Consider the following 12123-nt stretch of genomic DNA (forward strand, 5'->3'; position numbering starts at 1 on the left):
GGACTAGCGTCATGGCCGGCAACGAGCAAATGGACCAGGATGCGATTGCCGCCCAATGGGAGGCATCGCTCGATTCCGAGGATCCCGCGGAGGCCGCCAAGGCCGCCGCCGAAAACGAGCTGTCGGAGACCATGGCCCTGCAATGGGCGGCCATGGTCGAGGACGGCAGCCGCGATCTCGGAAGCGGCAAGAACTCCGGCGAGCGGGTGCTGTCGCAGGAGGAGATCGACAATCTCCTCGGCTTCACCGTCGGCGACGTCACGCTCGACGACCATTCCGGCATTCGCGCGATCATCGATTCGGCGATGGTCTCCTACGAGCGTTTGCCGATGCTCGAAATCGTCTTCGACCGCCTGGTGCGGTTGATGACGACCTCCTTGCGCAATTTCACCTCCGATAACGTCGAAGTCTCGCTCGACCGCATCACCTCGGTGCGCTTCGGCGACTACATGAACTCGATCCCGCTGCCCGCCGTCCTCACTGTCTTCAAGGCCGAGGAGTGGGAGAACTTCGGCATGGCGACGGTCGATTCCAACCTGATCTATTCGATGATCGACGTGTTGCTCGGCGGCCGCCGCGGCACAAGCCAGCTGCGCATCGAGGGCCGGCCCTACACCACGATCGAGACCGAGCTGGTCAAGCGCCTGGTCGAGGTGGTACTGGCCGACGCCGAGCAGGCGTTCCGGCCGCTGTCGCCGGTGACCTTCACGATCGACCGGCTCGAGACCAATCCGCGTTTCGCCGCGATCAGCCGTCCCGCCAACGCCGCGATCCTGGTGCGCCTGCGCATCGACATGGAAGACCGCGGCGGCAACATCGAGCTGCTGCTGCCTTACGCGACCATCGAGCCGATCCGGGGCGTCCTGCTCCAGATGTTCATGGGCGAAAAGTTCGGCCGCGACCCGGTCTGGGAGGGCCATTTCGCCACCGAGATCGTGCAGGCCGAGATCGCGGTCGACGCCGTGCTCTACGAGGCCGACATTCCGCTCAAGCAGCTGATGCGGCTCAAGGTCGGCGACACGCTGCCGCTCGACATGCGCGCCGACGCCAACGTCACCGTGCGTTGTGGCGACGTCACGCTGACCGAGGGGCGGATGGGAAGGGTCGGCGACCGCGTCGCGATCCGCGTGACGAAACCCTTGCGCAAGCCAAGTACGACACTTGCGATGTTCGAGAAGGTGGACGAGCAGAACAAGATGATGGAGGCCCCATGAACCACTCCCTGGGAATGGCGATCGAGACGCTGGTGGCTATCCTGCTGATGCTCACGATCGTCTACTGCGTCATGCTCAACAAGCGCCTGACGCGGCTGAAGGCGGACGAGCATTCGCTGAAAGCCGTCATCGCCGAGCTGATCACCGCGACCGAGATCGCCGAGCGCGCGATCGGCGGGCTGAAGCTCGCCGTGCGCGACGTCAACGAGAACCTCGGCAGCCAGCTCGCCGCCGCGACGCAGATGTCGGATCAGCTTTACAAGCAGCTCGGCGAGGCTGACAACGTGGTGCGGCGCCTGTCCAAGATCGCGGTCGCCGCGCGTCCCGTCACCAATCCGGAGACAGTCGCCGCGCCGGCGGCCAAGCCGTCGACCGCGAAGGCGGTGGCGGCCGCCGCCGAAGCCTTCTCAGAGCGCCGACGATCCAACGGCCTTGCCGCATGAAGCCTGGGTATGAAGTCTTTTCGTAACATCCGCGTCATTCCCGTCGTCCTGGTCGCCGTCGCAGGCCTCGCCACGTTGAAGGTGGCGGGCCTCGCGATCAACGGCGGCTATGTGTTCGACTACAAGCCGAACCTGGGCAAGAAATCCTGGGCGGAAGAGAACTTGAATTTTCCGACCGGCCGCGACGATCCCGACATCACCGGCTCGACCCATGGTGCGCCGAAGGAAGCTCCCAAGCCGGCAGCGCCCGAGACCAAGATGGAGGGTGGCACCGTTGTCAAGATCGACGATGGGCAGCCGCAGGTCTCGGCCGCGGAGCGCGCGATCCTGGAACGGTTGCAGGCGCGGCGGCAGGAGATCGAGGCGCGCCAGCGCGAGATCGACATTCGCGAAAGCCTGCTCAAGTCCGCCGAGAAGCGCATCGAGACCAAGGTCGAGGAGATGAAGGCGGTGGAAACCCGCATCTCCGCGACCCAGGCCGAGCAGAAGGCCGCCGAGGCCCAGCGCATGAAGGGCCTCGTGACCATGTACGAGGGGATGAAGCCCAAGGACGCCGCGCGGGTGTTCGACCGGCTCGAAATGGGCGTATTGATCGAGATCGCCTCGGCGATCGCGCCACGCAAGATGTCGGACATCCTGGGCCTGATGTCGTCGGAGGCCGCCGAGCGGCTGACCGTCGAGATGGCCCGCCGCGCCAATGGCGGCGGCGATCAGTCCGCCTCGGCCGGCGAATTGCCCAAGATCGACGGCAAGCCGACGCAAAAGCCGAATTGAGGGCTCATACTTAAGAAGTCCTTAATTGGCAAAACCTTAGAGTTGACGGCACGAGCCGGCGCCAGTGCCGGCATGACCGCCGAACCGGAAGAAATGCCGCCAATGGCGCGAGAGGCTGCCGCTGGATTTGTGTCGCGAGCCCGCGCATCGGCGCGGGGCTTGTCGCGTCACGCCCGCGTGGCGGCCTTGCTGGCAGCCTGTCTCCTGCTTGGCCTTGCGGCGCCCGGCCGGGCGGCGGATCCGATCAGGGGCGAGGCGACGTTTTCAGCCGGTGGCGGCTTTGCCCGTCTCGTCATCAAGCTCGGCGAGGACGTTTCCTCCGAGGTGACGACCGCGGGCTCGATCCTCGTCATCCGCTTCGACCGGCCCGTCGATGTTCCCGTCGAGCGCATTCCGGAAGGCGCGCCCGATTACGTCAACTCCGCCCGCCGCGACCCTGACGGCGGCGCCATCCGCCTCTCACTGGCGCGTCGCGTCACCGTCAACACCATGAACGCCGGCGAGCGCACCTTCATCGACCTGTTGCCCGAGGGCTGGAAGGGGCCACCGCCGAGCCTGCCCATGGACGTGGTCAAGGAGCTTGCCGAGCGGGCACGCGCGGCCGAGCGTGCGCTGCGCGCCCAGCGTGCCGCCGCGGAGTCCAGGAAGCGTCCGCCGATCCGCGTGCGCGCCTCGGTGCAGCCGACTTTCGTGCGCTTCGTGTTCGAGATGCCCGACGGGGTCGGCATCTCCTCCGTGCTCAACGAGCAGAAGCTGACGCTCGTCTTCAACGCCAATCTCAATTTCGACCTGGCGGACGCGGTCCTCGCCGCGCCGCCGAACGTCGCCTCGATCAAGCAGAAGTCCGATATCGACCAGACCAATGTCGAGATCGCGCTGATCGGCGATTCCGACGTGCATTCGTTCCGCGACGAGAGGAACTACGTCGTCGACGTCTCCTTCCAGCCCGACAAAGGCAAGTCGGCGGCAACGGCCGAGGCGACGATCGCGCAGATGAAGCCGGCCGGTCGCGGGCCGGCGGCTGCCGCTGCGCCGGCACCGGAAAAGCCCACCGCCGAGAAGAAGGACGCCCATCGCGAGATCCCGCCGCCGAGCTCCGAGACGATCGCGCGCGAAGCCAAGATCGACATCAAACCCGAGGTGAAGGTGGAAGCACCGGCCGCGTTGCCGGCCGCCGAAGCGGCGAAACCGGCGGCGCCTCCCGCGGCCGAAGCGGCGCAACCTCTGGAGGCGCCCAAGGAAGCTGCGAAGCCGGCGGCGGCTGCGCCCGTCGAAGCGCCCAGGGAGATCGCGAAGGAACCGGTCAAGGATGGCGCCAAGGATGCCGCCAAGGCTGCGCCGGCCGAGGCGCCGGTTGCACCCGCGATTGCCAGCGTCGATGCACGCCGCGACAGCGACGGCTTGCGCGTGACGTTCCCGCTTCAGGTCGCAACGCCGGCGGCGGCGTTCCGCCGCGGCGACACCGTGTGGCTGGTGTTCGATACGCCGAAGCCCGTCGATGTCGAGGCGATCCGCACCAAGGGCGGCGCGATGATCGGCGAAGTCGGCCGCATCCCGCTCGACAAGGGGCAGGCGGTACGCATCCGTCTCACCCGTCCGCTGGTCTATTCGCTGACGAGCGAGGAGGTCGGCAAGGAGACCAACTGGATGCTGACGCTCGCCGACAAGATCCAGGCGACGCCGCTGCCGCTGATGATGTCGCGCAACATCACCGATCCCGCGCTCGCCAACATCGCGATCCCCTTCGCCAATCCGGGCCTGCTGCACAAGCTCATCGATCCCGATGCCGGCGACACGCTCTATGTCGTCACCGCGCAGCGGCCGGTGCGCGGCTTCATTAAGCGGCAGGACCTCGTCGATCTCTCGCTGCTGGAATCCGCGCACGGCATCGCGATCCGGCCGAACTCCGACGAGGTTGGCGTCGAGGTCGGCTCCGACAAGGTGATTCTCGGCAAGAAGGGCGGCTTGACGCTGTCGCCGGTCGACATCTCGGCCGAGCGGGCGCCGACCGCCGTGCGCCCGATCTTCAGTCCCGAAGGCTGGCGCAAGGGCCAATCGGAAAACTTCATGGCGCGACAGAGCGAGCTGATGACGGCGATCTCGGCGGTCGAGCCGGCGCTGCGTTCGCTGCCGCGGCTCGATCTTGCGCAATTCTACATGTCGCGCGCCATGTATCACGAGGCCAAGGCCGTGACCGACGTGATGCTGAGCGATCCCCTCAACAAGGAGGAGAGCGGCGCGCTGATCATGCATGCGATCGCCAACATCCTGATCGGCCGGCCGGCGCAGGGCCTGAAGGATCTCGCCAATCCAGCGATCGGCAACAGCCACGATTCCCAGCTTTGGAAGGCGCTCGCCTATGCGCGCCAGGGCAAATGGGCCGATGCGCGCGAGAAGTTCAAGAACGTCGAATTCGCCATCGCCTCGCTGCCGCTCGACATCCAGCGCATCGTGACGATGGACGCGATGCGCGCATCCCTCGAGGTGAAGGACTATGCCGGCGCCTCCAAGCGCCGCAGCGAGCTCGAGGTGGTCGGTGTCCCGCCCGAGGCTGCGCCGGCCTTCGCCGTGCTGCGCGGCCGGCTCGCCGAGGCGCTTGGCCACGACAAGGATGCTCTCGACGATTACAAGCTCGCGGTCGCCTCGAGTGACCGTCCGGCTGCGGCCGAGGCCAAGCAGCTCGAGGTCGCGCTGCGTCAGAAGCGCGACGAGATCGGCAAGGAAGAGGCGCTGCGCGAGCTCGAGACGCTGTCGATGACCTGGCGCGGCGATGCGATCGAGGTCAAGACGCTGCAGATGCTGTCGCGCCTCTATGCCGAGAACGGGCGCTACCGCGATGCGCTCACCGCCGCGCGCACCGCGACCAGGCTCCAGCCGAACGCCGAAGCCTCGCGTCAGGCGCAGGATCTTGCCTCCGAATTGTTCACGCAGATCTTCCTCGGGCCGAAGGGCGACGAGCTGCCGCCGGTCGAGGCGCTCGGGATGTTTTACGAATTCCGCGAGCTGACGCCGATCGGCCGCCCCGGCGACGAGCTGATCCGCCGTCTCGCCGACCGTCTCGCCTCGATCGATCTGCTCGACCAGGCCGCCGAGCTCTTGCAATACCAGGTCGATCATCGCCTCGAAGGCGCCGCGCGCGCCCAGGTCGCCGCGCGCCTTGCCATGATCTACCTCGCCAACCGCAAGCCCGACATGGCCATCACCGCGCTGCGCGCAAGCCGCATCAGCGATCTCTCCGGCGAGCTCAGGCAGCAGCGCCTGCTGCTGGAGGCGCGTGCGCAGAGCGACGTCGGCCGTCACGATCTCGCGCTCGACATCGTGTCCAACGTCGCCGGGCGGGAAGTGCTCCGGCTGCGCTCCGACATCTTCTGGGCGGCGCGGCGCTGGCGCGAGTCTGCCGAGCAGATCGAGCTCTATTACGGAGATCGCTTCCGCGACTTCAAGCCGCTCAATGCGGTTGAGAAGAGCGACATCATCCGCGCCGCCGTCGGCTACGCCCTCGCCGACGACTCGATCGGCCTGTCGCGCTTCCGCGAGAAATACGCGCCGCTGATGAGCGAGAGCGCCGACCGTCTCGCCTTCGACATTGCGAGCAAGCCGGCTGCAGCGTCGAGCGCCGAATTCGCCGAGATCGCCAAGCTCGCCGCCAGCGTCGACACGCTCGACGGCTTCCTGCGCGAGATGAAGCAGCGCTTCCCCGACGCCACGGCGCGCGCACCCGGCGCGCCGCAGGCCAAAGATACGAGCGACCACACCGGCTCGTTGCCCACGATCCCGGTCGTGCGGCAGATCAAGATGACGCGATAGAATTCGGTGCCGCCACATCCTCCGTCATTGCGAGCGGAGCGAAGCAATCCAGACTCTTCCCGTGGAGACGGTCTGGATTGCTTCGTCGCAAGGGCTCCTCGCAATGACGGGGAGAGGTCGCGGGCCATCGTTGAGAGCGAAGGGGATGCATCGCTTACGTCGTCCTCTGTTCATCCTCCTCCGTAACTCTGCACCAGGCTCCCCGCCACCAGCGACCAGCCGTCGACCAGCACGAAGAAGATCAGCTTGAACGGCAGAGAGATCGTCGCCGGCGGCAGCATCATCATGCCCATCGACATCAGCACGGAGGCGACGACGAGGTCGATGATCAGGAAGGGCAGGAACAACAAGAAGCCGATCTCGAAGGCGCGCTTCAGCTCGGAGATCATGAAGGCGGGAACGAGAATGCGGAGTGCGAGATCGTCGGGCGTGGCCGGCGGCGCCTCGCCGGAGAGATCCAGGAACAGCTTCAGGTCCTTCTCGCGCACGTTCTTCTGCATGAAGCCGCGCAAGGGCACGGAGGCGCGCTGGAGCGCATCCTCGACGCCGAGCTGGTTGGCGACGAGCGGGCGGATGCCCTCGTCATAGGATTTCTGCAGCACCGGGCCCATCACGAAGAAGGTGAGGAACATCGCGAGCGCGATGATCACCGAGTTCGGCGGGGCGGTCGCGGTGCCCATCGCGGTGCGCAGCAGCGACAGCACCACCACGATGCGGGTGAACGACGTCATCATGATTAGGATCGATGGCGCGATCGAGAGCACCGTGAGCAGCGCGATCAGCTGGATCGCGCGCTCGGTGACGCCGCCACCACCGGCGCCGCCGCCGAGATTGATGCTGATGTCCTGGGCGTGCGCCGGCATCGCGAGCGAAGCCGCGCCGACCAGGACAGAAAGGAAAAGAACTCTACGCGGGAGGGCCGGCAACCTCACGAAGACGGCTTCGGACGGCCGAGCAGGGAGGCCATCTCGTCTTCGAGATTTTCAAAGCTGGTCTTTTCCGCAGCCGGCTTTGCCGGCGCGGCGGGCGGTGCCGGCGGCTCGCTGCGAGCGGCGCGCGCCGGAGCGGGCGGTGGCTCGGGCGCAACCGGAGGCGCGACCGTTTCCCCGGCCGGGCGGCGCAGGGCAGCCTCGAGCCGCTGCGCCATTTCGGCGAGATTCTGCTCGGCGCTCGAGGGCGCAGCAGCCGCCGCCGGCGGCGGAACGGGCGCGGCCTGCGGCACGGGCGGAGGTGGCGGTGGCGCAGCGGGGCGCTCGGACCGCACCGGCGGCATCTTCATCTGCTCAGTGCCGCGCGGCGGACGCGGCATCAGCGGCGGCTCGCCGCGGGCGATGCGCGGCGGCAGCGGCTCGGGCCGCGGTTCGCGCTCGGGACGTGGCGCGATCGGCTCCGGCGTAAAGCCGCCCAGGGCCGGCTCGCTGCGGCGTTCGGCCAGTGCAGGCGCAGGTCGGCGCACTTCGTCGGCGAAGGATGGCCGCGCGGGCCGCGGCGGCGGCTCCGGCAGTTGCGGTTCGGGATGATCGAGCAGTTCGGGCCGCGGCGCGTCGTCGGCCCAGCCGCCGGCATCGGGCAGGGGCGCAAGGCGCGGCGGTTCGGCGACATTCGGACGTTGCGGAATCTGGTCGCGGCTGGGCGCGGCGCGAACGATGTTGGGCTCGACGACAATGTCGGTCGGGCCGCCGATCATCAGCAGATGCTCGACATTGTCGCGCCGGACCAGCACCAGCCGGCGCCGGCCGTCGACCGCGGCGGCATCGATCACGGCGAGGCGGGGCATCCGGCCGCGCTGGGTGTTGGCGCCGATGCGGCTTCCGGCGAATCGGCGAACCAGCCATGCAGCGACCCCGATCAACGCCAGAACGACGATGAACGCGACGATGAAGGTGATAGGGCTGCCTTGCATACTTGTCCCCGACAAATGGCGCTTTTCTCGTGCCCATGGTCAGTCGAGCCGACCACCGGCGGACGATGCCCCAAACTGCGATTTCTTAACGTTCCACGGCAAGTTTTGCCGTCCCCAACTCTTAATAACCCATGAATCGCCCGATCCAAAACGACTTCTTGCCCTGTGCACGTCTCGCCAAGCGGTTGGGTTAATGCCACTTTTCGCGCCGTCGAATCGCGGGGCACAGGAATCGGCGTCGGCCGGGAACATGCATGGCGAGCCGTCCTTAACCAGCTGTTAACCATACAGGCGGCAAATTCTGCCTAGCGGCGGTCCCTGGGGTCCGTCCGGGGCGGAGGGAGCCGCGACGATGTCCATCAACGACCTTCCGGTGCTGTCGGCGCTTCGCACCAAGATGCAATGGCATCAGGAGCGCCAGCGCGTCCTGTCCGAGAACGTCTCCAATTCCGACACGCCGAAATTCCGGCCGCGCGACCTGGTCGAGCCCAAGTTCGACAAGGCCGGCGCCGTCACGGGGTCCATGGGGCCTTTGGCCCTGGCTCGGACCAGCGCCTCGCACCTGACGCCGTCGGGGGCGGCTTCCGCCTTCGACCAGAACAAGAATGCGGGTTTCGAGACCCGCCCTGCCGGCAACGCCGTCAATCTCGAGGAGGAGATGATGAAGGCCGCCAGCAACCAGATGGACTACGCGGCGGCGACCTCGCTCTATTCGAAGAGCCTTCGCCTGCTCAAGACCGCGATCGGCAAAGGTTAGGCCCTAAAGGAGGCGGATCATGGCAAATGACAGCAGCGACTTCGCCCGCTCCATGGCAATCGCGACCTCGGGCCTGCGCGCGCAGGCCGGCCGCATGCGGGTGATCTCGGAGAACATCGCGAATGCGGATTCGACGGCGCAGACCGCCGGCGGCGATCCCTACCGGCGCAAGGTGCCGACCTTCTCATCCGCGCTCGACCGCACCCTCGACGCGCAGGTCGTCACCCTCGGCAGGATCAAGCCCGACCGGTCCGCCTTCCGCGTCAGATACGAGCCGAACAATCCGGCGGCGGATGCCAGCGGCAACGTCAAATATCCCAACGTGAATTCGGTGGTCGAGATGACCGACATGCGCGACGCGCAGCGGTCCTATGAAGCCAACCTCAACATCATCAGTGCGACGCGCCGGATGATCCAGCGCACGCTCGACATCCTCAAGAGCTGAACAGGACATTTGAGCCATGGCATCGCCGACAATCGCCGCCAATGCTTACGCCAACCTCGCCCGCGTGCTGGAGAACAGCGGCGCCGGCAAGGGCAGCGAACCGAACGGGCAATCCTTCGCCGCGCTGCTGAAGGACGCCGTCGGCAGCGTCGTGGAATCCGGCCGTAAGTCCGACGCGCAGACGGTGGCAATGGCCGCCGGCAAGGCCAACGTGATGGACGTGGTGACGGCGGTCGCCGACACCGATGTCGCGGTGTCCACGCTGGTCTCGGTCCGCGACCGCGTCATCGCGGCCTATGAAGACATCATGAAGATGCCGATTTGATTTTTGCGCTGGCGCTCGCCCCAGACGTCATTGCGAGCGCAGCGAAGCAATCCAGTATCTCTCCGCGGCGGCAGTCTGGATTGCTTCGCTACGCTCGCAATGACGGGGGGAGGGCGTTCGTTCCCCGCCGCAGTGGCGGGGATGAAGTCTAAATAGGGAATTGTGCAAATGACCGGACCCGAGACCCTCGACGTCGCGCGCGATGCGATCTGGACCATCGTGATCGTGTCGTCGCCGCTGATGGTGGTCGGCCTCGTGGTCGGCGTGATCGTGTCGCTGTTCCAGGCGCTGACGCAGATCCAGGAGCAGACGCTGATCTACGTACCGAAGATCCTCGCCATCTTCGCCACGATGCTATTGGCGCTGCCGTTCATGGCCGACTCGCTCCACGCCCACATGTTGCGGATCTCGTCGCGAATCATCGGTGGCTGAGGCACAATGCGTGAACCATGCGCATCGACGTCTCGCTGCTGCCGGCGCTCGCCGCTTCCTTCATGCTCGCCTTCGCCCGGGTCGGCGCGATGGTGATGCTGTTGCCCGGCCTCGGCGAGACCAACATCCCGACGCGGATCAAGCTGTCGATCGCGCTGCTGCTCACGCTCATCATCCTGCCGCTGCATCGCAACGCCTATCAGGTCGACATGGGCTCTCTGGCGCCGCTGCTGGTGCTAATGCTGCATGAAATCGCGATCGGCATCGTCCTGGGCGCGACCGCCCGCGTGACGTTGTCGGCGCTCCAGGTTGCGGGATCCGTGATCGCGCAGCAGATGGGGCTCGGTTTCGTCACCTCGGTCGATCCGACGCAGGGCCAGCAGGGCGTGCTGGTCGGCAATTTCCTGACCATGCTGGGCGTGACGCTGCTGTTCGCCACCGACAGCCATCATCTCGTCATTGCGGCGCTGAACGACAGCTACACGATCTTCTCGCCGGGCGAGACCGTGTCGAGCGGCGACGTCGCCTCGCTCGCAACGCGTGCCTTCGCAGCCGCGTTCCGCCTCGGCTTGCAGCTCTCCGGGCCGTTTCTGGTGTTCGGCCTCGTTTTCAACATCGGATTAGGGGTGCTGGCGCGGCTGATGCCGCAGATGCAGGTCTATTTCGTCGGCGTGCCGCTGTCGATCTTTGCGGGCTTCCTGGTGCTCGCCGTGGTGCTCACCGCGATGATGGGCACCTTTCTCGACTATTTCATCGGTGTCATGCACCAGATGATGCCGCTGAAATAAGAGGGATCGATGGCCGAAGACAATGATCCCGAAAGTCAAACAGAAGACCCGACGCAAAAGCGCCTCGACGATGCGCTCGAACGCGGCGACGTCGCCAAGAGCCAGGAGATCAATACCTGGTTCATGATGGCGGGCGGCACGCTCGTCGTCTCCACCTTCTCGGGCTCGGTCGGCAGCGGGCTGCTGACGCCGATGCGCAACCTGCTTGCCAATTCCTGGATGATCAAGACCGACGGCAAGGCCCTGCTCGCGCTGACGCAGCAGATCGAGCTCGCCGTGCTTGCCGCGGTCGGCGTGCCCCTGTTGATGCTGGTGCTGGCGGCCATCGCCGGCAACATGCTGCAGCACCGGCTGGTTTGGTCGGCTGAGTCCCTAAAGCCCAAATTCAACAAGATTTCGCCCGGCGCCGGCTTCAAACGCATCTTCGGCAAGCAGGCGGCCGCCAATTTTCTCAAAGGCATCGGCAAGCTGGTCGCTCTCAGCGTGGTCATGACCATGATCCTGTGGCCGGAGCGGCATCGTATGGAGGCGATGGTCAGGCTCGATCCGGCCGCCATGCTGGGCGCCAGCACCAGCATGACCATCCATCTGCTCGGCGCGGTGGTCGCCGCGCTCGCGATCGTCGCCATCGCCGACTATTTTTTCCAGTACCGCAGCTGGTTCCAGCGGCAGAAGATGTCGCTCCAGGAGATCAAGGAAGAGTTCAAGCAGTCCGAAGGCGATCCCCACATCAAGGGCAAGATCCGGCAATTGCGGCAGCAGCGCGCCAAGAAGCGCATGATGGCGGCGGTTCCCAAGGCGTCCGTGATCATCACCAACCCGACCCACTATTCGGTGGCGCTGTCCTACGAGCGCGGCATGACCGCGCCGATCTGCGTCGCCAAGGGCGTCGACAACCTCGCCTTCAAGATCCGGGAGATCGCGCGCGAGCACGACATTCCGATCGTGGAGAACGTGCCGCTGGCCCGCGCGCTCTATGCGACCGTGGACATCGACCAGGAAATCCCGACCGAGCACTACCATGCCGTCGCCGAAGTCATCGGTTACGTCATGCGCCTGAAGCGTGGATTCAGTGCCGGACGGGGATAAGATGCCCGAAAAGTACCGGAAATGGCTGTAATCTGGGAATCAGCGTACCTTTCGCCGCTGCTGCCCTTGCACCTCAGGGTCCGATTCAGGCAGGGAGGACCCCATGCGCCCCGTGGCGCGTTGATTCTCTGCCGACAGGCTGCGCC

General features: G+C 66.1%; 12 protein-coding genes. 10 read left to right on the plus strand and 2 right to left on the minus strand.

Annotated elements, in window-relative coordinates:
* Nucleotides 1–11: 11 nt before the first annotated feature.
* From fliM to HZZ16_RS21215, 4 genes are all read left to right on the plus strand, one after another.
* Nucleotides 12–1214, plus strand: coding sequence for a flagellar motor switch protein FliM (fliM, locus tag HZZ16_RS21200; RefSeq protein ID WP_018321852.1), 1203 nt, complete (start codon nucleotides 12–14; stop codon nucleotides 1212–1214).
* Nucleotides 1211–1657 (plus strand): DUF6468 domain-containing protein, encoded by a 447-nt coding sequence (locus HZZ16_RS21205; RefSeq protein ID WP_197951330.1) that lies wholly within the window; start codon nucleotides 1211–1213, stop codon nucleotides 1655–1657. Before fliM ends, HZZ16_RS21205 begins: the two co-directional genes overlap by 4 nt.
* A 9-nt stretch (nucleotides 1658–1666) precedes the next feature.
* On the plus strand, nucleotides 1667–2431 hold the full coding sequence (locus HZZ16_RS21210; RefSeq protein WP_197951332.1) for a MotE family protein: 765 nt from the start codon (nucleotides 1667–1669) through the stop codon (nucleotides 2429–2431).
* 102 nt (nucleotides 2432–2533) lie between these two features.
* A complete protein-coding gene (locus HZZ16_RS21215; protein WP_197951654.1) occupies nucleotides 2534–6238 on the plus strand; it encodes a tetratricopeptide repeat protein in 3705 nt (1234 codons plus the stop codon).
* A 170-nt stretch (nucleotides 6239–6408) separates the two neighbouring features.
* On the opposite strand, the gene fliP is transcribed toward HZZ16_RS21215, so the two are convergent.
* Both fliP and HZZ16_RS21225 read right to left on the minus strand, forming a co-directional pair.
* Nucleotides 6409–7170: a flagellar type III secretion system pore protein FliP gene (gene fliP, locus HZZ16_RS21220; RefSeq protein ID WP_197951334.1), complete on the minus strand. Its 762-nt coding sequence runs from the start codon at nucleotides 7168–7170 to the stop codon at nucleotides 6409–6411.
* The gene (locus HZZ16_RS21225) at nucleotides 7167–8141 is read right to left on the minus strand and encodes a flagellar biosynthetic protein FliO (protein ID WP_197951336.1); all 975 of its coding nucleotides are present in this window, start codon (nucleotides 8139–8141) and stop codon (nucleotides 7167–7169) included. The genes fliP and HZZ16_RS21225 overlap by 4 nt, the downstream gene beginning before the upstream one ends.
* 352 nt (nucleotides 8142–8493) lie before the next feature.
* Between HZZ16_RS21225 and flgB the strand changes: the two genes are divergently transcribed.
* The 6 genes from flgB (at nucleotide 8494) to flhB (ending at nucleotide 11977) form a co-directional block, all read left to right on the plus strand.
* Nucleotides 8494–8898: a flagellar basal body rod protein FlgB gene (gene flgB, locus HZZ16_RS21230; RefSeq protein ID WP_197951338.1), complete on the plus strand. Its 405-nt coding sequence runs from the start codon at nucleotides 8494–8496 to the stop codon at nucleotides 8896–8898.
* Between the two features lie 19 nt (nucleotides 8899–8917).
* The gene (flgC, locus tag HZZ16_RS21235) at nucleotides 8918–9343 is read left to right on the plus strand and encodes a flagellar basal body rod protein FlgC (protein ID WP_197951340.1); all 426 of its coding nucleotides are present in this window, start codon (nucleotides 8918–8920) and stop codon (nucleotides 9341–9343) included.
* Between the two features lie 16 nt (nucleotides 9344–9359).
* On the plus strand, nucleotides 9360–9668 hold the full coding sequence (gene fliE, locus HZZ16_RS21240) for a flagellar hook-basal body complex protein FliE (RefSeq protein WP_197951342.1): 309 nt from the start codon (nucleotides 9360–9362) through the stop codon (nucleotides 9666–9668).
* A 168-nt stretch (nucleotides 9669–9836) separates the two neighbouring features.
* A complete protein-coding gene (gene fliQ / locus HZZ16_RS21245; RefSeq protein ID WP_011088555.1) occupies nucleotides 9837–10100 on the plus strand; it encodes a flagellar biosynthesis protein FliQ in 264 nt (87 codons plus the stop codon).
* Between the two features lie 17 nt (nucleotides 10101–10117).
* Nucleotides 10118–10888, plus strand: a complete 771-nt coding sequence (fliR, locus tag HZZ16_RS21250; protein ID WP_027575944.1) for a flagellar biosynthetic protein FliR — start codon at nucleotides 10118–10120, stop codon at nucleotides 10886–10888.
* Between the two features lie 9 nt (nucleotides 10889–10897).
* On the plus strand, nucleotides 10898–11977 hold the full coding sequence (flhB, locus tag HZZ16_RS21255) for a flagellar biosynthesis protein FlhB (protein ID WP_197951344.1): 1080 nt from the start codon (nucleotides 10898–10900) through the stop codon (nucleotides 11975–11977).
* The last annotated feature ends 146 nt before the right edge of the window (nucleotides 11978–12123 follow it).

The organism is Bradyrhizobium glycinis, from assembly GCF_016031655.1.
GTDB lineage: Bacteria > Pseudomonadota > Alphaproteobacteria > Rhizobiales > Xanthobacteraceae > Bradyrhizobium > Bradyrhizobium glycinis.

Bases quoted from the DNA above. Each gene is read 5' to 3' on its own strand.
- fliM (WP_018321852.1), top strand. From the start codon at position 12: ATGGCCGGCAACGAGCAAATGGACCAGGATGCGATTGCCGCCCAATGG.
- HZZ16_RS21205 (WP_197951330.1), top strand. From the start codon at position 1,211: ATGAACCACTCCCTGGGAATGGCGATCGAGACGCTGGTGGCTATCCTG.
- HZZ16_RS21210 (WP_197951332.1), top strand. From the start codon at position 1,667: ATGAAGTCTTTTCGTAACATCCGCGTCATTCCCGTCGTCCTGGTCGCC.
- HZZ16_RS21215 (WP_197951654.1), top strand. From the start codon at position 2,534: ATGGCGCGAGAGGCTGCCGCTGGATTTGTGTCGCGAGCCCGCGCATCG.
- HZZ16_RS21225 (WP_197951336.1), bottom strand. From the start codon at position 8,141: ATGCAAGGCAGCCCTATCACCTTCATCGTCGCGTTCATCGTCGTTCTG.
- flgB (WP_197951338.1), top strand. From the start codon at position 8,494: ATGTCCATCAACGACCTTCCGGTGCTGTCGGCGCTTCGCACCAAGATG.
- flgC (WP_197951340.1), top strand. From the start codon at position 8,918: ATGGCAAATGACAGCAGCGACTTCGCCCGCTCCATGGCAATCGCGACC.
- fliE (WP_197951342.1), top strand. From the start codon at position 9,360: ATGGCATCGCCGACAATCGCCGCCAATGCTTACGCCAACCTCGCCCGC.
- fliQ (WP_011088555.1), top strand. From the start codon at position 9,837: ATGACCGGACCCGAGACCCTCGACGTCGCGCGCGATGCGATCTGGACC.
- fliR (WP_027575944.1), top strand. From the start codon at position 10,118: ATGCGCATCGACGTCTCGCTGCTGCCGGCGCTCGCCGCTTCCTTCATG.
- flhB (WP_197951344.1), top strand. From the start codon at position 10,898: ATGGCCGAAGACAATGATCCCGAAAGTCAAACAGAAGACCCGACGCAA.